This window comes from Pseudomonas sp. 05N432 (genome assembly GCF_056396945.1).
Window position 1 is genome coordinate 40878 of the sequence record NZ_JBFTMM010000023.1, and the last position, 24686, is coordinate 65563.

Here is a 24686-nt window from a genome sequence, read left to right on the forward strand (position 1 = left end):
GATTGAGCACAAGTTCAGGACCGAGTCTGTTTGGTACTCGGAAAAGGCTGGCGGCTTTGGATGATGAGCGAGTTGTTAAAGCTCAATGACGGACCGTTGAGAATCCAAGTGAAAATCAAGCTTCTCACCGTTCCCAAGGACACTCATTACAGTTGATTGGATAGAGGATCCAGGTCAGGCATCCGAGAACGCATTCCATAATGCGATGACCGGCACGTCGGGGTGATGAGTGTCATAAGTGAGAATGCTGAGCGAGGCCGTATCCAGTGGAAAATGCTGCGCTGCTATCACAGATAAACCAATCCATCGCACGGCCAGGACGGAAGCGAATTGACCATGAGAGAAGAGCGCAATATTGCCATCCAGCGCACGCAGCCGGGCGATAACCTGATCAGCGCGATGGGCAATTTGCGCAGGGCTTTCACCCTGCGGACAGCCATCGCGAAAAAGATTCCAGCCCTTTCGCTGTTTAAGAATGTCGACTGAACGCTGCCCTTCGTAGTCGCCATAGTCCCACTCCGCCAAGTCCGGGACGATTACGGCATGCGCCCCCTGCCCCGCCAACACACAGGTTTGTTGCGCACGTCGTAATGGGCTGGTCAGAACATGGGTAAATGGGATATCCAGCAGGTGCGATGCAAGTTTCTTCGCCTCGCTCTCGCCACGTGCGGTCAACGGAATATCCGTGCGGCCCGTATGCTGCCGAGAAAGCGTCCATTCAGTTTCGCCGTGTCTGACAAGATAAAGATGCACGGGCGTGGGTATGGGGGGCATCATACGGCCAGCCCGTCCAGAGCAGCGTCGTATTCACCACGGCATGCCGCGTGGTTACATCTGAGCCGGTGTAACAGAGCCTGTTGTGCTGCCACTACGTTGGCCTCCTCACCGCACCAAATCTCCAAAGCCGGTTGCTGGACAGCACGAGCAAACGAAAATGCCAATGCCCAGGGCAGCCGTGACTTGAATTTCGCATTCATGGCATTTAATCGTGCCGAAGCCAACTTTCCCGATTGCCCCCCCGACAAGAACGTAATGCCCGGCACCGCGGCGGGTACGGTTCGCAAGAGACAACTCACGGTTGAGTCGGCTACCGCGCCCACCGTTATCGGTGTGGTGCAAGCCAAGCCGGGAAGCACCATATTAGGCTTCAAAAGCATCCCTTCAAGCAGCACTCGTTGGGCGTGCAACTGATTGAAGACGATTCGCAGAACTTCCTCCGTTACTGCGGCGCACCGTTCCAGGGTATGTTCTCCGTCCATAAGCACTTCCGGCTCGACGATGGGGACCATCCCCGACTCCTGGCACAACGCGGCATACCGGGCCAGCGCCTGGGCGTTGGCCTCGATGCAACCGGTGCTGGGAATGTCATCGCCGAGGGTGATCACCGCGCGCCACTTGGCAAACCGGGCGCCCATTTGAAAGTATTCTTTGAGCCGATCACGCAACCCGTCCAAACCCTCAGTGATTTTCTCTCCAGGATAACCGGCCAAGTCTGTTGTACCGATGTCCACTTTTATGCCGGGAATAATGCCCGCGTCACTCAGGGCTTTACTAAATGAGGCGCCATTTTTTGTTCGCTGACGGATTGTTTCATCGTAGAGAATTGCACCATTGATGTATTGAACGAGCCCCTGCGTTGTCACAATTAGCTCCCGATAGGCGCGCCGAGCCTCCTCGGTCTGGGGAATACCTGACTGGGCAAAGCGTCGGTTACACGTGGCGTTGCTTTCGTCCATGGCCAGCAACCCTTTGTCGCCGGTGACCAGCGTCCTTGCGGTGTTTATTAGCGCTTGCGCATTCATGCTCATCCCCTTGTTAAGAGCGGAGTCAGGCGTTCCAATAACGCTCATCGCCCAACAACCTATCGGGTCATGATTGCCCTTCTCTGAGTTGACGGTAGCGTCGGATAAGCGCAGCGGTCGAGCTGTCATGGTTTAGCAAGGGATCAGCATTGCCGGTCAACTCAGAGAGGGTTTTCTGCGCCATCGACTTGCCGAGCTCGACGCCCCACTGATCGAATGAATCGATGTTCCAGATCGTTCCTTGAGTAAAGACACTGTGTTCATAAAGCGCTACGAGACTCCCCAATGTTTCGGGCGTCAGCCGTTCGGCAAGCAGGGTGTTGGTGGGACGGTTGCCTTCAAAAACGCGATGCGGTATCAGCCAGTCAGGGACTCCCGCCGCTTTGACTTCTGCTTCCGTTCTGCCGAAAGCAAGCGCCTCAGTCTGGGCGAACAGATTCGCCATCAAGAGATCGTGGTGCGGCTGCAAGGCGTTCAATGCCTGGCAAAAACCGATAAAGTCACACGGTATCAATGGCGTACCTTGATGGATCAGTTGATAAAACGAATGCTGGCCATTGGTGCCGGGCTCACCCCAATAGACGGGGCCCGTTGGATAATCGACGCGTGCACCATCGAGCGTGACCTGTTTACCATTGCTTTCCATTGTCAACTGCTGCAAATAGGCCGCAAAGCGCTTCAGATATTGCTCATAGGGCAGCACCGCGACGGTTTGAGCACCAAAGAAATTGTTGTACCACACGGCTAGCAACCCCATCAGAACCGGCAGATTGTCCTCGAATGGGGTGCTGCGAAAGTGCTGGTCCATGGCATGAAAGCCGGACAGCATTGCGCGGAAATTTTCCGGCCCGATAGCCAGCATCGTCGACAAACCAATTGCCGAATCCATTGAGTAGCGACCACCATCCCAATCCCATAAGCGAAACATATGCTGGGTATCGATGCCGAACTGGGTAACCGCCTCGGTATTGGTCGAAACGGCAACAAAATGCTTCGCTATTGCCCGCTCATTTCCAAGGTTGCTTAAAACCCAAGCGCGCGCGGTATGGGCGTTGGTCAATGTCTCGAGCGTGGTGAAGGTTTTCGAGCAGACAATGAACAACGTTTCCGCCGGGTCAAGATCGCGTGTCGCCTCGACAAAATCAGTACTGTCGACATTCGAAATGAATCGGAATGTCAGGTTGCGCTGACAGTAATGGCGCAACGCTTCATAGGCCATCACCGGCCCGAGATCAGAGCCGCCTATACCGATATTGACCACATTGCAGATCGGCAGGCCTGTAAAACCCAGCCATTCACCACCCCGAATTTTGCGCGCGAAATCGGTCATTTTTTCGAGCATCGTGTGTACTTGCGGCACGATGTCGATGCCATCTATCACAATTCGCTCCTCCTTGGGTGCGCGCAGCGCGACGTGAAGCACCGCGCGTTGCTCCGTCACATTAATTTTCTGGCCCGTGAACATCGCTTCGATACGTTCGCGCAAGCCGCGCGCCTCAGCCAGTCGCAGGAGCAAATGCATCGTTTCATCGGTGACGCGGTTTTTTGAGTAATCGAGGTAAATTCCGCACGCTTGCGTGCTGAAGCGCTCGCCACGTTTAGGATCGTCGCCAAACAATTGTCGCAGTTGCAGTTTGTGCACCGTCTGATAATGCACCTCTAGCGCTTTCCAGGCAGGGCACTGTGTCAGAGATGGCGAGCACGATGCATTTGACTCTTTCATGACTTGCTCACTCATTCGAGCGCGCCAGTGGTGGCGAGTTTCCGGCAGCTAATCGCAACGCAAAAAACGATCGAGACGCCAGATTGATGTTCGCTTTTCAAGGTAGTCAGAATGCACAAAAGCCGACGTGTGATCGGTACGATGCCGCACATAGAGATGTGTATCGGGCTCACTCGGAAGACGGGGCATGAATGCGTCGTCAACCTCGATGTCAGGCCCCCCTCATCCGACAGTCTGCGCCGGGTAGACAAGGGAATGCCCCGCAGGGGTCGCTGCCCGATTCATTGTTGCTGATTCAGCTTTGGACCGGCCCATCAGATGAATGACTAGCCGGCCGCGGTGGAGAAGGTAGTCTGCAACGATCCGACGATGGCAACGCCACCAGACGGCTTCCGCACACATGATCGCGCACTGACGGTCCTGACTGAGCGCTGACAATCGTGAGAGTCCCGATTCAAATTCATCGGACAATGCGTAATCAGCATAGTTATGAAAACTTTGGTTGATCCAAAACCCGTTAATATCCGGCGGCACTGTTTTGGATTTTTTTCGTAATCCACCCAGCTCCGGTATTTGCATATAACCGATTTTATGCGCGGCAAGCGCCTCCGGCAGTCTATCCAGATTGAACTGGGGATTCGTTCGCGAGCGAGGCACACTACGAATATCCACGACCCACTCGATGTTCCTGAACTGAAGTAATTCGATAAACTCCGGAAGGGTTCTGGTGGAGTGCCCTATTGTATAAACGACTGGAGCTTCGAACATCAGTCTTTGATCCGTCCTATAAAAAAGGCACTCTAAAGAGTCTTTGGAAGCCGAGCTGATTCATTGAGTTGATCCAGCATCCTAGGTGGATTTTCGGAACAGCTCCTGGCGAATTTTTCCGATGGCCCCCATGGGATTGAGGCCCTTGGGGCAGACCCATGAACAGTTGCCGATGCTGCGGCAACGGAACAAGCTGAACGGGTCCTCCAGCCGCTCTAGCCGTTGCGCCGTGGCCTGATCGCGGCTGTCGGTGATGAAACGCCATGCTTGCAACAGCCCGGCTGGACCTACGAACTTTTCCGGATTCCACCACCAGGATGGACATTGCGAGGAACAGCAGCCACAGAGGATGCATTCATACAGCCCGTCGAGCTTAGCGCGCTCTTCGGGGGACTGGAGACGCTCGATGGCCGGTGCTGGCTCGTGGTTGATCAGCCATGGCTTGATACTCTCGTACTGCTGAAAGAAGAGACTCTGATCGACGACCAGATCGCGGATGACCGGCATGCCGGGCAAAGGTCTGATGATCAGTAGGCTGGCCGTGCCCAGGGCCTGCGAAACCGGCGTGATGCAAGCCAACCTGTTCTTGCCGTTGATATTCATGCCATCCGAGCCGCAAACCCCCTCCCGACAGGAGCGCCGATAGACTAGCGTCTGATCTGCCTCATGCAGGAACTCCAGCGCATCCAGCACCATTCGCACCCGGAACTCCTCGGGCAACGACAACGACTGCATCCAGGGCGAGCGATCTTGTTCCGGGTGGTAGCGATAGACCTGTACTTCGATCACAGCTCTTTTCTCCTCTACCGATTACGACGAGCGTGAACAGTGCCTTGATCCGGCAAGCGCCCGGCGACCACATCCGGTCGCTCAGGAGAACTCCTCACATGGAGCATAGACGTTAATGACGACTGGACGAACTTGCATCCGCGCGAGCTATAGAGCGGGCGGTGAAGCGTCGCTGACAGAAAACGCGAATCGTCGCCTACACTTAGCCGTCACAGCGCACCGCCGTAATCTCGCCAAGCTGCAGAATCTCCAAGCGAGTCCCGCCGACACGCCACGATACTTCCAAGTCAAGGGGTAAAAGGATCATGGCCGAAGCCGCGCAACCGAAGAACGAACCCGAAGACTCTCCGCTGTCGCCGTGGTGGGTCCGCTCGGTACTGATCGTGCTGGTGTTCGGCCTGGTTGCCCTGCTGGTGATCACCCTGTTGGCTTATCGCAATGCGCCGCCGATACCGGGCCAGGTCAAGGACGCCAGCGGTGCCACCGTCTTCACCGCTGACGACATCAGCAACGGCCAGGCGCTGTTCCTGCGTTACGGCTTGATGGACAATGGCACCATCTGGGGACATGGCGCCTACCTCGGCCCCGACTATGGCGCCGAGGCACTGCACGAGATCGGTGACGACGTCGCCTCAGCGCTGGCGCAGCAGCAATACGCCAAGCCAATGGCCGAACTGACACCGATCCAGGCGGCATCGGTCCGCGCTCAGGTCGCGGTGACATTGAAGACCAACCGCTACGACGCCGAGCACGACACGCTATCACTCAGCGCCCCGGAAGCGCACGCGTATCGCCAGCAGACCGACCGCTGGAAGAGTTATTTCCACGATCCGGCGCGCAATGGAGGCCTCAAGCCCGATCTGATTACCGACCCGGTCGAACTGCACCAGTTCAGCGCGTTCGTCACTTGGGCGGCATGGGCTTCGGTCGCCGATCGCCCAGGCAGCAATTACTCATATACCAATAACTTCCCCTACGATCCGGACGTCGGGAATCGACCGCCTCCGGGTACCTTGCTGTGGAGTGCGCTGAGCCTTGTGGTGCTAATCGGTGGCATCGGCGCGGTGTTGCTGGTATTCGGCAAGTTCGATTATCTGGGCTGGGTCAACCGTGGTCATCATGTGCACCCTCAGGTCATTCCGGGACAGGCCAGCCGCGGCCAGCGTGCGCTGGTGAAATTTTTCGTGGTAGTGACGCTACTGTTCCTGATACAGACATTGGTGGGCGGCGGCGTGTCCCATTTCCGGGCAGACCCCGGCAGCTTCTACGGCTTCCAACTGGAGAAGATCTTTCCCAGCAATCTGCTGCGGGTTTGGCATCTGCAGACGGCGATTTTCTGGATCGCTACAGCCTACGTCGCTGCGGCGCTGTTCCTGGGCCGTTCGCTGCGGGCCGACGAGCCGCGCTGGCTGGTGCCGGTGATCAATCTGCTGTTCGCCGCGTTTGTCGTGGTGATCGGCGCGAGCCTGCTCGGCGAATGGGCGGGTATGTCCGACCTGCTGGGCAAGTGGTGGTTCTGGTTCGGCGACCAGGGCTGGGAATACCTGGAAATCGGTCGTTTCTGGCAATACCTGCTGGTAGTCGGTCTGCTCGGCTGGTTTGCCATGTTGTGGTGGCTGGCGCGGCCACGCACGGTGGCCAATCCGGAGGCACGGCCGCTGGCGCGGATGTTCCTGTACGCGTCACTGGCGATCCCCGTGTTCTATCTCCCGGCACTGTTCTTTGGCGCAAAGACCAACTTCACAGTTGTCGACACTTGGCGGTTCTGGATCATCCATCTATGGGTAGAAGGCTTCTTCGAGTTCTTCGCCACCACAGTGGTGGCACTCACACTCTTCCAGCTCGGCCTGACCCGGCGAAACACCGCGCTGCGGGTGATCTATCTGGACGCCATCCTGTATTTCGGTGGTGGTCTGATCGGCACCGGTCATCACTGGTATTTCAATGGCCAGAGCCAATTCAACATGGCGATGTCGGCGATGTTCTCGGTGCTGGAAGTAGTGCCGCTGACCCTGCTGACACTGGATGCCTGGGATTTCGTGCGCACGACCCGCGGCGACCGCGATACCAGTGATCGGCCCATCGCGGTACCGCACAAGTGGACATTCTATTTCCTGATCGCGGTGGGTTTCTGGAATTTCCTTGGTGCAGGTGTGTTCGGTTTCCTGATTAACCTGCCAATCATCAGCTATTACGAGGTCGGTACCATCCTCACGCCCAACCACGGCCATGCTGCGATGATGGGTGTGTTCGGCATGCTGGCAATCGCATTGATGGTATTCGTGCTGCGCCAGACTACCGATGACGGGCGCTGGCCAGTTATCGAGAAATACATCCGGGTCGGTTTCTGGGGCACCAACATCGGCCTGCTGATGATGGTAGCGTTGAGCCTGTTTCCCGGCGGCGTGCTGCAGGTATGGGATGTGGTGCAACACGGTTACTGGCATGCGCGCAGCCTGGATTATACAGGCACCCACACCGCCCGCCTGATCGAGTGGCTGCGTCTCCCTGGCGACCTGGTGTTCATCATCTTCGGCGCGATGCCATTGGTTATCGCCGCAATCAAAGCCTACATCGGCGTGCGCGCGACACGAGAATCCTACGATCCGAAAGTCTCTTTGAAATCTTGAACAGCATCAGGAGAACTCATTCAAATGGTCACAAAATTCAAGGTAGGCGATCACGTGAGCTGGAATTCGGAAGCGGGCCGCGTAAGTGGCACGATCATCAAGGTGCATACGAAAGACACCGAATACAAGGGCTACACGCACCACGCTAGTGCCGACGAACCGCAGTACGAAATCAAGAGCGACAAGACCGAACACATTGCGATGCATAAGGGCGCGGCGCTGCACAAGATCAGCTGAGCCCCCCCTGTTGCGTTCGGCTAACAAAAAGAACGGCATTAGCGAGGAGCTGTTGCGGGGAAGACGGATGCTTCCAGGAAGAGTCAGGATTCCCCGCCGGTGGACATACTCAATGACCGCGATGCGCGACTATGTGATGACCGTCGGCTACCACCGAATCCGATAGCAACGGGGACTTCAATACCGTGCATGCATTTTCACACAGTCTGGGTCATCGTCCGATTCAGCCGCTTCAGACTCGAGCGGGCGACACGATGATTTTGACGTTGTGCTCCTTGTTGTTGACCAGTTCCTCGAAGCCCTGCCCCACGATCTGCTCCAACTGAATGCGCCCAGTCACCAGCGGAGTGATGTCCAGCCGGCCATCAGCGATAAAAGCGATCACATCGGCGAACTCGCCGTTATAGGCCAGCGCACCCAGCACCTGTTTTTCGGTAGCTACCAACTCGAAAAAGTTGAACTCGCTGGGCTCCTCAAAGATCCCCACCAGTACGCACTTGCCGGCCTTGCGGATCAGATCGATCGCGAGCTTGGCCGTGTGTTTGTTGCCGATGCATTCGAAGCTGACATCTGCCCCGAGCCCACCCGTCAGGCGCCGTACCTCAGCCAAGGCATCGCATTCATTGGGGTCGAGCACATGGGTCGCCCCCACTTCCAGGGCCTTGGCCTTGCGCGCTCCAGACATTTCCAGAGTGATCACCTGGGCCGCACCGGCAGCCTTGGCGCACATGATGGTGCACAATCCAATGGTGCCTGCACCAACGACTACAACGTTCTGCCCGAGCAGGCTTCCGGCTTTTTTCACCGCGTGCATGCCTACCGCCAAGGGCTCGATCAATGCCCCCGCTTCAGCAGGAAAGTTCGCCGGCAACTTGTACAACAGGTTGGCCGGCACGTTGACCAGTTCGGCGAAGGCACCATTATTCATCAGCCCGGTGAAGGCCAGGTTCTCGCAGATGTTGTACAGCCCGTGGGTGCAGTAGTAGCAGCTGCCGCAATGTTGGCAGGCGTCGGCCGCCACCGGTTCGCCGACGTTGAAACCCTGAACACCGGCACCGAGCTCGACGATTTCGCCACAAAACTCATGACCGAGAATGCACTGGCCCTTGATCCCGGTCAGTGGGTGTGGTGCGTCAACCGGTATGAACACCGGCCCAGCCACGTACTCATGCAGATCGGACCCACAAATGCCGCACCACTGCACGCGGATCTGCACCCAGCCGGCAGGTGGCGCTATTGGTAGCGGAACGTCTTCGACACGGATATCGTGGCGGCCGTGCCAGACAGCGGCACGCATACTGCGTTGCGGATTGTTTGAAAGGCTCATCGCGAAATCTCCTTGAAATAGTTGCTCCTGGCACCCCGCGAGAGGTCGCCAGGAGGGGCGTCAGTGCTGTTGCACAAAGTCCAGAATCAATCGATTGACTTGCTCGGCCGCTTCCATCTGCACCATGTGCGCCTGACCTGGCAGTACCTCGACCTGGGCCTTAAGCCCGGCGCTGTGGTTCGCCGGAATAATCGCGTCGTCACTGCCCCAGATCAGCAACACTGGCTGCTGGCCGTCCTGCACCACGCCGCGCAGATCGAGCTGTTGCGATCCGTCTTTGAACACGCCTGATACCAGCAGGCGCAGGGCCGCGCCCACTCCTTCCAGGCGCTTGTACTTGAGCATGTCTTCGAGCATCTGCCGGTTGACCAGCTCGGGATTGGAGAACAGTTTCACCAACTGTGGCTTGAGGGCATTGCGGTTGGCAGCCTCGACAAAACCTTCCAGGTAATCGCCGTTGATGCCCTCCCCCAGACCAGCGCTGCCGATCAAGATCAAGGACCGTACCCGCTGCGGTTCCAGACGCGCAATGTTCAGCGACACCGCTCCGCCCATGGAATGCCCCACCAGATGCGCTGCGGGAATGTCCAGGTGATCAAGCAGTGCCAGCACTACGCCGCTCAGCTCATCCAGGTCTCCGCGCTCAAGCTGCTTGGTAGACTCGCCATGGCCCGGCAGGTCCAGGGCAACCACCCGGCGCCCGGCGGCCAATGCTTCATGATTGAACATCCAGTTGTTCAGGTCACCGCCAAAACCGTGCACCAGCACCAACGGCACCCCGCCTTCGCCGCGTTCGAAGTAACGGATCAAACGCCCGTCCAGCTCGACTTTTTGCGGCTTCGGCCCGCGGTCCTCCTCGGCGCCGTCCCCAGGCACGAACGTGGCCTGAAACTGCTCGACGACTGCATCGATCTCGACCTCGCTGGCCTCGCCGTCGACCACGATGCCGAGCAACGCACCCACCGCGAGGGTTTCATCCTGGCGGGCGATCTGCCGACGAAGCACCCCGGAAAAAGGCGCCTCGACACTGCTGGAGATTTTGTCGGTTTCGACGTCCAGCACTTCGTCACCCTTGGCGATGACCTGGCCTTCCTCCTTGAGCCAGGCATCGACCCGGCCCTCGGTCATGGACAGGCCCCACTTGGGCATGGTCAAGGTATGGATCTGGCTCATGAACGCTTGCTCCACTCGATCAACTTGAGCACGGCGCTTTCGATCTTCGCCGCGTCGGGAATGTAGAGGTCTTCCAGGGCATCGGAGAACGGTACCGGCGTGTGCGGTGCAGTCACCATCTCGATCGGCGCCTTGAGCGAGGCAAATGCTTTTTGCGCCACCAAAGCCGAAATATCAGTAGCCATGGAGCAACGCGGGTTGGCTTCGTCGATGACCACCAGGCGTCCGGTCTTCTCCACACTTTCCAAAATACTGTCTTCGTCCAGCGGGCTGGTGGTGCGCAGGTCGATCACCTCGCAGTCGATGCCGCGCGCGGACAAATTGCGCGCGGCGTCCATCGCGGTGTTGACCGTGCGACCATAGGAGACCAGCGTCACATCCTTGCCATCACGCAGGAAGTTGGCTTCGCCGAAGGGGATGGTATAGAGCTCTTCCGGTACTTCACCCTGCATGCTGTAGAGCATTTTGTGTTCACAGAAGATCACCGGGTCGTTGTCGCGGATTGCCTGGATAAGCAAACCCTTGGCGTCATAAGGKGAYGACGGGCAGACMACTTTCAGCCCTGGAATGTGGGTCCACAACGAGGTCAGCATTTGCGAGTGCTGGGCAGCGGCCCGCAACCCGGCACCGACCATCGTGCGGATCACCAGTGGCGTGGAGGCCTTGCCGCCGAACATGTAGCGAAACTTGGCTGCCTGATTGAGGATCTGGTCCAGGCAGCAACCGGCGAAGTCGACGAACATCAATTCACATACCGGGCGCACGCCACAGGTCGCGGCGCCCACTGCAGCACCGACATAGCCCAACTCCGACAATGGCGTGTCCAGCACTCGTCCTGGGAATTGGTGATAGAGGCCCTTGGTCACGCCCAGCACCCCGCCCCAGGCGTCGTTTTCACCGGGGGCACCGGCACCGCCGGCGACGTCCTCACCCATGATGAACACGCTGGGATCGCGGCGCATTTCCTGGGCCAGAGCTTCGTTGATTGCCTGCTGATAACTGATTTTTCTCGCCATGATGAAGGTCTCGATTCTTGTTATAGGGGGCGTTCAGGGATAGGAAACGTAGACGTCGGAGAGCAGATCGGCCGCGCTCGGCTTGGGGGCGGACTTGGCCTTGAGCACGGCGTTCTCGATCAGCAGCTCCACCTCGCTGTCGATCTGGTCCAACTGGCTGGCCTGCGCCCGCCCGGCACGGATGATGCGTTCGCGGAACTGCATCAAGCAGTCGTTGTGCTCGCGGAAATGCTTGACCTCGTCCGGCGCCCGATAGGTCTGGGCGTCGCCCTCAAAGTGACCGTAATAGCGAGTCAGCTTGACCTCGATCAGCGATGGCCCCTCCCCGGCCCTGGCCCGCTCCACTGCGGCACCGGCGGCTTCGTGAACGGCGAAGAAGTCGAAGCCGTCCACCGTGACCCCGGGCATGCCGAAACCGGCAGCGCGGTCGGCGATGTGATCGCAGGCCACCGACCAGTTGGAAGCCGTGGCTTCGGCGTAACCGTTGTTCTCGGCAATGAACAGGCACGGCAGATTCCATACCGAGGCCATGTTCATCGCTTCGAACACCGCCCCTTCGTTGGAGCCGCCGTCACCAAAGAACACCACCGCAACACTGTCGGTGCCCTTGAGTTTGGCGGCCAGGGCCGCGCCCACGACCAGCGGCGCACCGGCCCCCACAATGCCATTGGCACCGAGCATGCCCTTCTCGAAATCGGCGATGTGCATGGAGCCACCCTTGCCTTGGCAGACCCCGGTTTTCTTGCCGTAGATCTCGGCCATCATCCCGTCCACATCGACGCCTTTGGCGATGCAGTGGCCGTGACCACGGTGGTTGGAGGCAATGCAATCGTCATCCTTCAAATGAGCCATGACCCCGGCGGCCGAGGCCTCTTCGCCGGCATACAGATGGACAAAACCGGGAATCTCACCGGTGGCGAATTCCACGTGCAGGCGCTCTTCAAAGACGCGGATGGTGCGCATCACCTGATAGGCATGCAGCAATTGATCAGCGGTTAGCTGTGTCGACATTTTTATTCTCCAGGGTGTCTTGAGATGAGAGGTTCAGAGGGTGTTGCGGGTGTTTACGGCCGATGGCCAGAAGTCGCTGTTGCGCTGCATAGTCCAGGACCACATTGACATCGATGCTGAGCGGACCGCTGAAATCGAGGGTGACGGTGGGCCGGTCATGGGTGTTGAATTCGATCTCGCGCTCGCCATCCAGAGCGAGGGTTCCGCTGGCCAGGCACAGACGATGGGCGACACCGGGTTCAAGGCTTCCTGCAGCAAGTACGCCGCAGCCTTGCAGCAGGCCGGGAGCCAGAGGCACCAGCAGCGCTTTCGGAGATTGCGCATCGAGGCGCATCCAGGCCCCACCCGGAGCCTGACGCGATACGGGAAACCACAAGCCGCAAAGGGCCGAGATGCCAATGGACTGAGGTTCGGCGAAGGTCACAAACACCTCGGCCAGATCGCCCCCGCGACTGATGGCCCGTGCGCCGACGAAGGGCAACGAGGACACCGCCACGTCCACCAGGGCCATCTCGCACAGGCCACGACTCGGCTCACGCACCAACAAGCGTTTATTGCGGCGCAAAGCGATCTCGAGCGGGATCCGCCCACTGACAAACAGCCCGCCGGCCAACCCGGCGCTGGTGGCTTCACGCAGTTCCGGAAAGGCGTTGTTGGTGCCGGTGGACAGCGTCAGCAGCGGAATGTCGCCGACTTCAGCGGCCACCGCCTTGTGAGTACCGTCGCCGCCCAGCACGGCGATCAGCGCAACGCCGCGTTCGGCCATCCAGCGGGCCGCGTGACGGGTATCCTCGACACTTTGGCGCAGGGTCAGGTCGAGGAACTCAAGGACTGGCCAGTGACTGCTGCGAGCCTGGCGGCCGTGGCTGTTTTTCAGCACGGCGGCGGCGATGCCGGTCATGTCTGTGGGCATCAGCACCCGTTCGACACCCGTGGCGCCAAAGGCTGCCAGCAAGCGCTGGATCACCGAGACCTTGTCGGTGCTGGAAAACAACCCGGCGTTGGCGGTCAGGCGCCGCACGTCCCGGCCGGATGCCGGATTGGTAATGATACCTACGGTCAGCGGCGCACGACTCATGACGCCACCACGGGCAGAGCAGGAAAAGGATTTCGGCAGGACATCGGGCACCTCTTTTTATTATTGGGTTGCCAGTCAGGCTGGTTGCCAGAGCGAGAGCAAGGCCAGTGCCAGATTCGCAAAAACACCTGCACAACCCCGTCGTAGAGCGGTCCGATGGGCCCCCGGGGTGGCCGAAATCAAATCCGAATGAAACGCGTGATGTCAGGCTGCACGAGGTGGCGGCGAGACCGTGAGACATCGCGTCTCACCGCCAGCCCCGGTTGACCCGACGCTTGTCTGCGGTCAATGAACGGCGCTTAATAGCCGCACAACTAAAAGAAGATGGAACCGGAGGCCTTAATGCTTTCCGCACACTCAAAGGCGCATGTGGATTGCGTCAGCCGTGTTTTGAAGAATGCCGGGCACCTGCCGCAGTTGCCTGTGTCGGACTTGATTCTCGACTCCTGGCGCCGCTCCATGGAGCAACACCACCTGGATCCCGGTTCGCTACAAGGACCACGGATCCTCTCGCAGAACGTGCTGCAGGAATGCCGCGAGCGCTCCGAGTTATTCTTGCGCATCGCCAGTGAAGAAGTCGCCCGCCTCCACGGTCGGGTCCGCGATGCCGACTACTGCGTCCTGCTCACAGACGCTCAGGGCCAGACCATCGACTACCGCGTCGAAACCTCCATCCGCAATGACTGCCGCAAGGCCGGTCTTTACCTGGGCACTTGCTGGTCGGAAGGTGAAGAAGGTACGTGTGGCGTGGCGGCGGTACTGACCGCGCGAACGCCGGTCACTGTTCACAAACGCGATCATTTTCGCGCCGCGTTTATCGGACTCACCTGCTCGGCGGCGCCGGTCTTCGACCCCAAGGGCGAACTGCTCGGGGTGCTCGACGTTTCGGCGGTGCGCTCACCCGACGACCGCCGCTCTCAACACCTGATCCGGCAGATGGTGGTGCAGAGCGCGCGTGAAATCGAACAGGCATTTTTCATGAGCAGCGCCCAGGGTTACTGGGTGCTGCGAGCCCACAGCAGCCCAGGCTATGTCGACAGTCAACCCGATTACTTGCTCGCCTGGGACAACGACGGTTGTTTGCAGGCGCTGAACCCGGCTGCGCGGCAATGGTTGTTGCACAGTTTTGGTCAACTGCCGGAACATATTGGCCAAGTGTTTGATCAGCAGTTGCTGCATCGGATCAGTGACGAGTCGCTATGTCTGTTGCACAGCCAGGGTGGCCACACGCAATTGCATGGTCGCCTCAGCGTGCCACGGCAGGTGAAGCGCAACGCTTCGCGACTGGCACTGACACCCGCCGAACTCGACCCGCGACTGGAAGAAAGCCTGCGCCTTGCAGTGCGGGTTAAAGACCGCAACCTGCCGGTGCTGATCCAGGGCGAGACCGGCTCCGGCAAGGAAGTCTTCGCCCGTCAGTTGCACCAAGCCAGCCAGCGCCGCGAGCGGCCGTTCGTTGCGGTAAACTGCGCGGCGATCCCCGAGAACCTGATCGAAAGCGAATTATTTGGCTATGTCGCTGGCGCCTTCACGGGTGCCTCGAGCAAGGGTATGCAAGGTCTGCTGGAACAGGCCGATGGCGGCACTCTGTTTCTCGATGAAATCGGTGACATGCCCCTGCCCTTGCAAACCCGGCTGCTGCGGGTTCTGGCCGAGGGTGAAGTGGCGCCTCTGGGAGCCTCACGGCGCAAAGCGATCGACCTTCAGGTCGTCTGCGCCAGCCACCGCGATCTGGAAGGACTGGTCGCCGCGGGCGAGTTTCGCGAAGACCTCTACTTTCGTTTGAATGGAGCGCGCTTCCAGTTGCCGCCGCTGCGCGAACGCAGTGACCGGCTGGCGCTGATCAACCGGATTCTCGATGAGGAATCGACGCTTTGCGCAGAACCTATGCAACTCGCAGGTGCAGCTCTGGAATGCCTGCTTGGCTACCGCTGGCCAGGTAACGTTCGCCAGTTGCGACATGTGCTGCGTTATGCCTGTGCGGTGTGCGATTCAAACCTGATTCAGGTCAACCATTTGCCCGAGCAACTGCAAGATCACCGACTTGATGGCCCACGCTCTGGCGACACCATTGATTGCTGCGCGAGCCCGGAGCGCCAGGCACTGCTCGATGCCTTGGTGCGTCACCGCTGGAAACCCACCGCCGCTGCCAAGTCTTTGGGCATCTCCCGGGCAACCCTGTATCGGCGGGTGCATCAGCACGGCATCGACATGCCTGGCAGAAGCCAGGTGTAAGCCTGGCTCCCCGAGCAAACCGCTGCAATGAGCGCTCGTATCGACCCGTTCAACAGAAATGCACTCGTCACTGAGGCGTCAGGGTGTGGCTAAAACCTTGGCATGAAACACACGTCCGGCACGTCTGCCGGCGCTACCTCGGCCCATGAGTTGCTCACCTGACGCCATCTGCCCGCTCAGTCCTTGAGCGATTTGGGTATCGCAATACGGCTACTGGTCTTAACCTCGCGCAAAGCCAGACTGGACTGAATGGATGCAATACCTACCTGACGCCTGAGCACGTGCTCGATAAAGTCGCTGTAACTATCAAGATCCTCTGCCAACACTTGCAACACGTAATCGGCATCTCCAGTGATCTTGTGACAAGACAACACCTCGGGCAATTGCGCAATCACCGCCTCGAAGGCGTCCGGAGCATGATCCGCATGGGTGGAAAAACGGATGTGCACGAACGCCAAAATGTCCAGCCCTAGCATGCGTCGATCAAGATTGGCCTGGTAGCCCTTGATTACCCCCGCTTCCTCCATTCTCTTACGCCGTCGCCAGCAAGGCGTCAGGCTTAACGACAGACGCTCACTGAGCTCGGCGTTGGAAATGCTCGCATCTTCCTGCAGCAACGTGAGTATCGCCAGGTCGGTCTCGTCGAGGCTGATGCGTTTGGATGATTTTTTCTGCATTACGCCATTCCTGAGTCAAAACGCCCGAATAATCTAGCAAACCACGAAAACAAAGCAAAGAAAGCGCGTCCCGGCCGGAACAGAATATTTGCACTGGCTCACATTAACGGATGCGCAGAATGTTTACAGTTTTCAGTGATTCCCATCGCTTGCACCACGGCACCGAATTGAAAGACGGAGTGCTCAAGCCGTCGTTCGAACGGCCCAGTCGGGCCGATACTGTCCATAACCGCGTCAAGCAGGTAGGCCTTGGCCAGATCGTCGAACCGCGAATATTTGACCGGTCGTGTTACGTCAATGCGCACAGCGAGCGCTACGTCAGTTTTCTGGAAAGCGCCTGGTCAGAATGGTGCGCGACTGGACGGACCCACGATGCCCTGCCGCTGGTATGGCCAGTACGCGACCTGTCCAACGAGCAAGTCCCGACGTTCATCGACGGCAAGCTCGGTTTCTACGCCATGGACGCCGGTTCCCCGATTACCGCCACCACTTGGCAAGCGGCAAAAACCAGTGCAGACATCGCCCTCACCGGCCTGGCGCTGATCGATGAAGGCCACGACAGTGCCTTTGCCCTGTGCCGTCCGCCCGGCCATCACGCAGCGCGTGAATACATGGGCGGCTATTGCTATCTCAACAACGCCGCCATTGCTGCACAACAGGCCATTACCCAAGGTGCCAAACGTGTCGCGGTACTGGACGTTGACTTTCATCACGGCAACGGCACCCAAAACATTTTCTACGGGCGCAGTGACGTCATGTTTGTCTCGCTACACGGTGAGCCGACGGTGTCCTATCCGTACTACTCAGGCTTCAGCCACGAAGTCGGCACAGGCTACGGCGAAGGTTACAACCTGAACTATCCGCTGCCGAAGAACACCACTTGGGAAAGCTACCGCAATGCCCTGCTCCACGCCTGCAAGAAACTCCAGCAATTCGCCCCTGAAGTGCTGGTTATTTCACTCGGCGTCGACACGTTCAAGGACGACCCGATCAGCCACTTCCTGCTGGAAAGCGAAGACTTCATCGGCATCGGCGAACTGATAGCAGGCGTTGGCTGCCCCACCCTGTTCGTGATGGAAGGCGGCTACATGGTCGATGAAATCGGGATCAATGCAGTCAACGTACTGCATGGCTTTGAGAGCAAACGCGCCTGAGCCATCCCCTGCCCTACAGCATTTCAACTACTGAATCGGAAAATAAAAACATGACTCTCTTTATCGATGTCGATCATTCCGCACGCCTGTTCGCCAAGGTGGGTATCCGTCGGGCAATCCGCGAGATGGCCACATACATCGAAGCTGACTATTCACGCTGGGCGCAGTTTGATAAGTCGCCCCGCACCGCCAATCATTCCGCCGACGGTGTGATCGAGTTGATGCCCACCGACGATGGCCAACAGTACTCGTTCAAATACGTGAATGGTCACCCGGGCAATGGCCAAAGGGACTTGCTGACCGTCATGGCTTTCGGTGTTCTCGCCGATGTCTACAGTGGCTATCCAACGTTGCTCAGTGAATTGACGCTGACTACTGCCGTGCGCACCGCCGCGACATCCGCACTGGTCGCGCAGTCCTTGGCACGCCCTGGTGCAAGCATCATGGCAATCATCGGCAACGGCGCTCAAAGCGAATTTCAGGCCCTCGCCTTCCACGAAATGCTGTCGATCAGGGAAATCCGCATTTTCGATATTGATCGTGACGCGTCACTCAAGTTGAAGCACAACCTGTCGGCATTCCCGGGTATCGAAGTGATTCTGTCCACCTCCGTACAGGAAGCGGTCAAGGGCGCGCACATTGTCACTACAGTCACCGCCGACAAAACTTATGCAACGATTCTGACGCCCGAGATGATCGAACCCGGCATGCATATCAACGCTGTCGGTGGTGACTGCCCGGGGAAAACCGAACTGCACGCCGAGATCCTGCGCAACGCCCGGATCATCGTTGAATTTGAACCGCAAACCCGGATTGAAGGCGATATTCAACAACTGGAAGCCGACTCGCCCGTCGTCGAGTTTTTCCGCATTGTGCTGGGCGAAATTCCGGGGCGCGAGAATGACGCCCAAGTCACCGTGTTCGATTCGGTGGGTTTTGCTCTCGAAGATTTTTCGTCACTGCGCTACCTGCACGACCTTGCGCGAGAGCACGAGATCGGCGAGCGCATCCATCTAGTGCCGACCCCCGCTAACATAAAAGACCTTTACCAACTGCTTGATCAGCAACCCGCTGAACCGGCGCGTCTGCGCACCGCCAACTGATAACCGTGGGTGATGCCTCCGAACAGCGTGCCAAGAGGCCACTCACCATCCTGTAAACCCCAAAAACCACCACCGTCGGTAGCCGTTGCATCTCTAACAACAACGCTAGACACCCACTTTCTGCCAAAACTCAAAAACATAAAATCAAGAGGTTTTGTAATGAAATCAACTTCGTCCGAGCGGGTTGAACAACCCGCGCTGCAGCGCACGCTCAGCAATCGTCACATTCAGTTAATGGCCATGGGAGGAGCCATCGGTACAGGTCTGTTTATGGGTTCCGGAAAGATCATTGCCCTCTCCGGCACGTCGATCATCCTGATTTATATGATCATCGGGATGTTCGTCTACTTCGTCATGCGCGCCATGGGCGAACTGTTGCTCTCCAACTTGAAATTCAAAACCTTCGCGGATTTCGCCGGTGCCTACCTGGGCCCGCGAGCGGCATTTTTCCTCGGCTGGTCGTACTGGCTGAGCTGGAGCGTCGCGGTGGTGGGTGATGCCGTAGTGGTCGGCGGATTCTTTCAGTACTGGTTCCCCGATGTACCCGCCTGGATCCCGGCCATCGGTATGTTAATGACGCTGTTCGCCTTGAACGTACTGACCGTCAGGCTTTTTGGTGAAGTGGAGTTCTGGTTCGCGATCATCAAAATCATTGCCGTCGTCACCCTGATTGGCGTTAGCCTGGTGATGATTGCCAGCTCCTTTGTATCCCCCAGTGGCGTTACTGCGTCCCTGAACCACCTGCTGGATAAACAGGCAGCCTTCCCCAACGGCCTGTTCGGTTTCTTTGCCGGATTCCAGATGGCGATCTTCTCCTTTGCCGGCACCGAACTGATCGGTACTGCTGCCGCCGAAACTCGCTCCCCCGAGAAGACTCTGCCTAAAGCCATCAACTCGATTCCGCTAAGAATCATCCTGTTTTATGTGCTGGCGCTGGCCTGCATTATTGCGGTGACTTCCTGGCAACAGGTTTCGCCCAACAAGAGCCCTTTCGTTGAACTGTTTCTGGTTGCAGGGTTTCCCGCAGCAGCAGGTATCGTCAACTTTGTGGTGCTGACGTCTGCCGCCTCATCGGCCAACAGTGGCGTATTTTCATCCAGTCGCATGCTGTTTGGACTGGCCAGTCACGACAATGCTCCCGGGATTTTCCGGCGCTTGTCGGGTAATAGCGTGCCTCTGCTGAGCCTGGCGTTTACCACACTGTTGATGCTGGTGGGTGTACTACTGCTGTTCATCGTTCCGGAGGTCATGACAGCGTTTACCATCGTCTCTACCGTGTCGGCAATCCTGGTGATTTTCACTTGGTCGACCATCCTCGCGTCGTACATTGCCTATCGTAAAAGCCGACCCGACCTGCATGCGAAATCGGTCTACAAGATGCCTGGCGGCGTGCCGATGGCCTGGTTTTCGTTGACGTTCCTGGGATTTGTACTCTGCCTGCTGGCATTAAGACCTGACACTCGTATTGCCCTACTGGTCATGCCAGGGTGGTTCATTTGGCTGGCCATTGCTTATCAGCTGACCCATTCCAGGAAGCAACGATCCGCTGCTGGTTCGGCCAATCAGTACAGCTGATGTTCACCTGCTGCCTTTAGGTGCCGACGCAGTAAGCTTGAGCGCAATGCGGGATTTGCTGCGCACCCTTCCCCTCTATCTCGACGCGGCGGGGCAATAAAAGCTCTCTGTCTGCCCAGCAGGTAGCATATGGAACTGCTAGTGTTTATCCGCATGCCGTCAAAGTCCCAGCAGTCGGGTGGGTGTGAGCCGCAGTTTTGTTCGTGACCAAGTGCTACGCCTGCCGCTGCTGTTCGTTGGCAGTGGTGTACCCAAGATTTTCTTAATCCATCGAATGGAGCTTAATCCAGGAGAAAAATCATGGCGAAGGTACTGGTTCTCTATTACTCAATGTACGGTCACCTCGAAACGATGGCGGGCGCAGTAGCCGAAGGCGCGCGATCTGTACCCGGCACCGACGTAACGCTCAAGCGTGTCGCTGAAACCATTCCGGCCGAACAGGCAGCAGCCATTGGCGTCAAACTTGACCAGAAGGCACCGGTGGCGACACCTGACGAGCTGGGCAATTACGATGCCATCATCTTTGGCACACCGACGCGCTTCGGCAATATGGCGGGACAGATGCGCACATTTCTCGATCAGACCGGCGGACTGTGGATGAGCGGCGCGCTGGTCGGAAAAATCGGCAGTGTCTTTGCATCGACCGGCACCCAGCACGGTGGCCAGGAAACCACTATTACGTCGTTTCACAGCACACTCCTGCATCAGGGAATGGTCATCGTGGGTGTGCCTTACACCTGCGCAGGGCTGACCAACATGAGCGAGATCACCGGCGGTACGCCCTATGGCGCGACCACCCTGGCAGGCACTGACGGTAAACGGCAACCGTCACAAAATGAACTGGATATTGCGCGCTTCCAGGGTAAACACGTCGCTGAGCTTGCAATAAAAATCGCGGGTTAACGCAAGCACCTAAAATGAGGTGGTACTGCACCCTACCCTGCAAGATTTCTGACCGTGCCCCGTTTCTGCTAACCGAAACCCGACCCAGGTGCTCCACTGCCTCTGCTCAACTATTGAACAGGGGCAGTATCGTGAACACCTGACATCGCCCACAAGTTAAAGCGAGCTCGAATTAGCGTCATTTGTCACTCACACCATACGGCCCCAGGCACTTTCGTCTAACACCCTGAAACGGAGAAGCCAACGTGAGCACCTTGAAACTTCACCCTGCACTGGACAATGGTATTCAACCCGCCGCCGCGAATTTCACAGGTGGCACCCTGCAATGCCTATGTGCGACCGACAAGGTCGAGATCAAGATCGACGCACAAACCCTGCATAACCACGCGTGTGGCTGCAGCAAATGCTGGAAACCTCAAAATGCAATATTCGCCGTCATTGCCGTAGTACCTCGGGATAAGGTCAGCGTCATTGCCCACGGTGAAAAACTGTCAATCGTCGACGAAAACGCCACCATTCAGCGGCACGCCTGCAAGCAGTGCCACGCCCATCTCTTCGGGCGCATCGAGAACAAGGACCATGCGTTTTATGGTCTGGACTTCGTCCACACCGAGCTCTCTCCCCAGAGCGGATGGGCTGCGCCGAGCTTCGCAGCGTTCGTGTCCTCCATCATCGAAACCGGCACACCGCCAGCGCAAATGAAGGCCATCCGTGAACGCCTGCGCTCGATCGGCCTGGAGCCCTATGACTGCCTGTCCCCGGACTTGATGGACGCAATGGCGACTCATGTCGCCAAACAGAAAGGCCTGCTCCCCGCCGCCTGAGTGATCGGCCGCCGCGGTTTCTTCGTCGGACCGCGGCCCCGACGTCCCAAAATCAGAAAAAAGCGTCCACCCGATGTGAGTCGATGACGAATTTACTTCGCAGGTTTAATCCACCTCGCTGATGCAAACGACTTTAGGCTGCGTCATGTCTTCATACGCAAATCGAACACCTTCGCGCCCCAAACTTCCGTACTTAAAACCACCGAAAGGCATGGCATCGAAACGATAATCGGAAGAATCATTGATCATCACACCACCCGCTTCAATCTGACGCGCCAGTTTCAAAGCCGTGGAAATATCACGTGTGAAAAGGCCTGCGTGCAAGCTGTATTCTGTTGCATTGGCCATAGCAATAGCGTCTTCCAAATGGTCAAAAGGCTCCAGGATAACCACCGGCGCGAAGACTTCCTGCATCCAGATCGCACTGCTATGCCTCACATGCTCAAGCACAGTCGGCGCATAGCTTCCCCCTTGGCGATGGTGCCCACACAGCAGAACGGCCCCCTCGGCCAGTGCTTCGTTTACCAATTGTTCGGTACGACGGGCCGCCTGTTCCGTAATCATCGGGCCTACATCCGTTGCCCGCAGGTCAGGATCACCCACCACTAACGCGCGCGTTTGGCTGACAAAACGCTCACGGAAGTCCTCATAAATTGAACTATGTATAAGGATGCGTTGAGTGCCGATGCAATTCTGCCCTGCTGCCCAAAAGGCACCAGACACACAGGACTCCACGGTCGGTTCGATATCACAATCTTCAAGCACAAGTACCGGGGCATTTCCTCCCAGATCCATTGCGAGTTTCTTCAACCCTGCACTACGAGCAATGGCCTCCCCCGTGGCAAAACCCCCCGTAAAGGAAATCATCCGAACTTCGCGAACCTCTACCAATGCTTTACCCAAGTCGACGCCACCAGTCGCCGGGGTAATCACAGAGGGTGGAAGACCCGCTTTCACCAAGCACTCAACGAGCTTGAGTGCAGACAACGGCGCGAGTTCCGAGGGTTTCAAAATCACGGCATTGCCACCAGCGATTGCCGGGCCGAGTTTATGAGCGACCAGATTCAGTGGATCGTTGTAGGGAGTGATCGCGACGATAAGCCCCAACGGTTCCCGCGTGAACCAACCTTGACGCGACTCCGATCCTTCATAAGCCCCAAATGGAATCACTTCCCCGGCGTTACGACGAGCCTCTTGCGCCGATAGCTTCAGCGTGTTCACACAACGCTTCACTTCCTTCTCTGCTTGTCGCAGCGTCTTCCCCGCCTCTGCAACAATGAGTTTGGCAAACGCTTCAGCCTCAAGCTCTACACGCCGGGCCGCCTCCTCAAGAATGCGCGCACGCAGGTGACGAGGCATTGCCGCACTCTCGCGCACGCCGATTCGCGCGCGTTCCAGCAAGCCAGGAACTGCGGCTGCATCGAGGCAAGGGACGCTCCCTACCAAGCGACCATCGAATGGACTGAACACATCAATCTGTTTGGCTTCAACAAGCTGGATACTGGCCATGCTGGATACGCTCATGACTATCTCCTGTTATTTGCCGTGGGCGGTGTGGATGGCGACGATGTCCGACAGTAATGCGAAGGCCGTCTCGATGCGCCCTGCCCCTGGCCCCGACACTGTGACAGCTCCCAGCAATTGGGTATTGAATGACACTGCATTCGTAGCACCGCTGATTCCGGCAAGAGGATGTGAATTCGACAGTAACCGAGCTTCCACACTCGCTCGAACCGAGCCATCTGCTTCACGATTGGCGGAGCCGATCAGTTTCCAGCTCGCACCATTGGCACTTGCCTGGGCAATATCTTGCGCGCTGATCTTGCTGATACCCGAGCACGCTACATCGCTGACATTCAGTCGTGCATTGAGCAGTTCGTTGGCCAGGATCACCACCTTGAGGCGTACGTCAAACCCTTCCACATCGGCGGTTGGATCTGCCTCGGCGTAGCCGAGCTGTTGCGCTTGTACGACGGCATCGTTGAACGCCAGGCCGTCTTTCATCTGGGTGAGCACATAGTTGGAAGTGCCGTTCAGGATGCCTTCGAAGCCTTGCACGTTGGCGCCCGCCAAGGCCTGCTTCGCTAGACGAATCACCGGGGTGCCACTCATCACCGCACCCTCGTATTCGAAAGCGACCTGGTTGCGACGGGCCAACGCTTTGAGCTCGGCACCGTGCAGCGCAATGGGCCCCTTATTAGTGGTCACTACATGAATGCCGCTTTCCAAGGCCCAGCGGCAAAAGGTAGTTGCAGGCTCGCCATCCACCGGATTGGTGAAAGTCGCCTCAGCGATGATGTCTGCACCGGAATGCTTGATCACAGTTTCGTTGAAGGCCTCAGCATTACCGCCAGGCAGTTGAGCGAGTGCGCCTTTCTCAATCGGTAGAGCGACCAACCGCTTTGCATCCAGACCGTCTTTAGCAACGATGGAGCCGAGGAACAGATCGGTGACACCGACAATTTTAATCGTGAAGCCCAGGGCCTCTTTCCACTCGGCATTATGATCGGCGACCAATTGGGCGAAGCCACGGTTCACGCCACCAAACCCTACCAAGGCAATTTTGTACTCAGTCATAAACGCTGTTCCTTATTGATGTTGTTCGATAGGAACATCCTAAGAGCCGGGCTTTGGCAGTTGAATATGGCAGAGTGCTGTATT

At 57.8% G+C, this 24686-nt stretch carries 21 protein-coding genes; 8 read left to right on the forward strand and 13 right to left on the reverse strand.

Annotation, left to right across the window (positions count from 1 at the left end; genetic code table 11):
* Positions 1–174 precede the first annotated feature (174 nt).
* From AC1DHT_RS25755 to AC1DHT_RS25775, 5 genes are all read right to left on the reverse strand, one after another.
* Positions 175–777 (reverse strand): histidine phosphatase family protein, encoded by a 603-nt coding sequence (locus tag AC1DHT_RS25755; RefSeq protein ID WP_427542500.1) that lies wholly within the window; start codon positions 775–777, stop codon positions 175–177.
* Positions 774–1802, reverse strand: coding sequence for a class I fructose-bisphosphate aldolase (locus tag AC1DHT_RS25760; protein WP_427542497.1), 1029 nt, complete (start codon positions 1800–1802; stop codon positions 774–776). The genes AC1DHT_RS25755 and AC1DHT_RS25760 overlap by 4 nt, the downstream gene beginning before the upstream one ends.
* Positions 1803–1869: 67 nt before the next feature.
* Positions 1870–3540: a glucose-6-phosphate isomerase gene (gene pgi, locus AC1DHT_RS25765; RefSeq protein WP_427542494.1), complete on the reverse strand. Its 1671-nt coding sequence runs from the start codon at positions 3538–3540 to the stop codon at positions 1870–1872.
* A 207-nt stretch (positions 3541–3747) separates the two neighbouring features.
* Positions 3748–4293, reverse strand: a complete 546-nt coding sequence (locus tag AC1DHT_RS25770; RefSeq protein WP_427542492.1) for a DUF488 domain-containing protein — start codon at positions 4291–4293, stop codon at positions 3748–3750.
* A gap of 81 nt (positions 4294–4374) precedes the next feature.
* Positions 4375–5082, reverse strand: coding sequence for a succinate dehydrogenase iron-sulfur subunit (locus AC1DHT_RS25775; protein ID WP_427542489.1), 708 nt, complete (start codon positions 5080–5082; stop codon positions 4375–4377).
* A gap of 305 nt (positions 5083–5387) precedes the next feature.
* On the opposite strand from AC1DHT_RS25775, the gene AC1DHT_RS25780 reads away from it, so the two are divergent.
* Positions 5388–7712 carry a nitric-oxide reductase large subunit gene (locus AC1DHT_RS25780; RefSeq protein WP_427542486.1) on the forward strand — a complete coding sequence of 775 codons (2325 nt, stop codon included), beginning with the start codon at positions 5388–5390 and terminating at the stop codon, positions 7710–7712.
* A gap of 24 nt (positions 7713–7736) precedes the next feature.
* The gene (locus tag AC1DHT_RS25785; RefSeq protein WP_123581587.1) at positions 7737–7949 is read left to right on the forward strand and encodes a hypervirulence associated TUDOR domain-containing protein; all 213 of its coding nucleotides are present in this window, start codon (positions 7737–7739) and stop codon (positions 7947–7949) included.
* A gap of 232 nt (positions 7950–8181) precedes the next feature.
* On the opposite strand, the gene AC1DHT_RS25790 is transcribed toward AC1DHT_RS25785, so the two are convergent.
* From AC1DHT_RS25790 to AC1DHT_RS25810, 5 genes are all read right to left on the reverse strand, one after another.
* The gene (locus tag AC1DHT_RS25790) at positions 8182–9246 is read right to left on the reverse strand and encodes a 2,3-butanediol dehydrogenase (protein ID WP_427542578.1); all 1065 of its coding nucleotides are present in this window, start codon (positions 9244–9246) and stop codon (positions 8182–8184) included.
* 90 nt (positions 9247–9336) lie between these two features.
* Complete coding sequence (locus AC1DHT_RS25795; RefSeq protein WP_427542483.1) at positions 9337–10449, reverse strand: acetoin dehydrogenase dihydrolipoyllysine-residue acetyltransferase subunit; 1113 nt, start codon at positions 10447–10449, stop codon at positions 9337–9339.
* The gene (locus tag AC1DHT_RS25800; protein ID WP_427542480.1) at positions 10446–11465 is read right to left on the reverse strand and encodes an alpha-ketoacid dehydrogenase subunit beta; all 1020 of its coding nucleotides are present in this window, start codon (positions 11463–11465) and stop codon (positions 10446–10448) included. The genes AC1DHT_RS25795 and AC1DHT_RS25800 overlap by 4 nt, the downstream gene beginning before the upstream one ends.
* A gap of 33 nt (positions 11466–11498) precedes the next feature.
* Positions 11499–12476: a thiamine pyrophosphate-dependent dehydrogenase E1 component subunit alpha gene (locus AC1DHT_RS25805; RefSeq protein WP_427542477.1), complete on the reverse strand. Its 978-nt coding sequence runs from the start codon at positions 12474–12476 to the stop codon at positions 11499–11501.
* The gene (locus AC1DHT_RS25810; RefSeq protein ID WP_427542474.1) at positions 12454–13554 is read right to left on the reverse strand and encodes an ATP-NAD kinase family protein; all 1101 of its coding nucleotides are present in this window, start codon (positions 13552–13554) and stop codon (positions 12454–12456) included. Before AC1DHT_RS25810 ends, AC1DHT_RS25805 begins: the two co-directional genes overlap by 23 nt.
* A 342-nt stretch (positions 13555–13896) precedes the next feature.
* On the opposite strand from AC1DHT_RS25810, the gene AC1DHT_RS25815 reads away from it, so the two are divergent.
* Positions 13897–15789, forward strand: coding sequence for a sigma-54-dependent Fis family transcriptional regulator (locus tag AC1DHT_RS25815; RefSeq protein WP_427542471.1), 1893 nt, complete (start codon positions 13897–13899; stop codon positions 15787–15789).
* 176 nt (positions 15790–15965) lie between these two features.
* Here the strand turns inward: AC1DHT_RS25815 and AC1DHT_RS25820 are convergent, their stop codons facing one another.
* The gene (locus tag AC1DHT_RS25820; protein WP_103318934.1) at positions 15966–16466 is read right to left on the reverse strand and encodes an Lrp/AsnC family transcriptional regulator; all 501 of its coding nucleotides are present in this window, start codon (positions 16464–16466) and stop codon (positions 15966–15968) included.
* A 119-nt stretch (positions 16467–16585) separates the two neighbouring features.
* On the opposite strand from AC1DHT_RS25820, the gene AC1DHT_RS25825 reads away from it, so the two are divergent.
* The 5 genes from AC1DHT_RS25825 (at position 16586) to gfa (ending at position 22025) form a co-directional block, all read left to right on the forward strand.
* Positions 16586–17620 (forward strand): histone deacetylase family protein, encoded by a 1035-nt coding sequence (locus tag AC1DHT_RS25825; RefSeq protein WP_427542468.1) that lies wholly within the window; start codon positions 16586–16588, stop codon positions 17618–17620.
* A 50-nt stretch (positions 17621–17670) separates the two neighbouring features.
* Positions 17671–18723 carry an ornithine cyclodeaminase gene (locus AC1DHT_RS25830; protein ID WP_427542465.1) on the forward strand — a complete coding sequence of 351 codons (1053 nt, stop codon included), beginning with the start codon at positions 17671–17673 and terminating at the stop codon, positions 18721–18723.
* 159 nt (positions 18724–18882) lie between these two features.
* Positions 18883–20298 carry an amino acid permease gene (locus tag AC1DHT_RS25835; RefSeq protein WP_427542575.1) on the forward strand — a complete coding sequence of 472 codons (1416 nt, stop codon included), beginning with the start codon at positions 18883–18885 and terminating at the stop codon, positions 20296–20298.
* 300 nt (positions 20299–20598) lie between these two features.
* Positions 20599–21201, forward strand: a complete 603-nt coding sequence (wrbA, locus tag AC1DHT_RS25840; protein WP_054597401.1) for an NAD(P)H:quinone oxidoreductase — start codon at positions 20599–20601, stop codon at positions 21199–21201.
* A 245-nt stretch (positions 21202–21446) separates the two neighbouring features.
* Positions 21447–22025 carry an S-(hydroxymethyl)glutathione synthase gene (gene gfa, locus AC1DHT_RS25845; protein WP_427542462.1) on the forward strand — a complete coding sequence of 193 codons (579 nt, stop codon included), beginning with the start codon at positions 21447–21449 and terminating at the stop codon, positions 22023–22025.
* 105 nt (positions 22026–22130) lie between these two features.
* On the opposite strand, the gene AC1DHT_RS25850 is transcribed toward gfa, so the two are convergent.
* Together AC1DHT_RS25850 and AC1DHT_RS25855 are read right to left on the reverse strand one after the other, a co-directional pair.
* The gene (locus AC1DHT_RS25850) at positions 22131–23549 is read right to left on the reverse strand and encodes an aldehyde dehydrogenase family protein (RefSeq protein ID WP_427542459.1); all 1419 of its coding nucleotides are present in this window, start codon (positions 23547–23549) and stop codon (positions 22131–22133) included.
* Positions 23550–23561: 12 nt separating this feature from the next.
* The gene (locus AC1DHT_RS25855) at positions 23562–24602 is read right to left on the reverse strand and encodes a homoserine dehydrogenase (RefSeq protein ID WP_427542456.1); all 1041 of its coding nucleotides are present in this window, start codon (positions 24600–24602) and stop codon (positions 23562–23564) included.
* Positions 24603–24686: the final 84 nt, after the last annotated feature.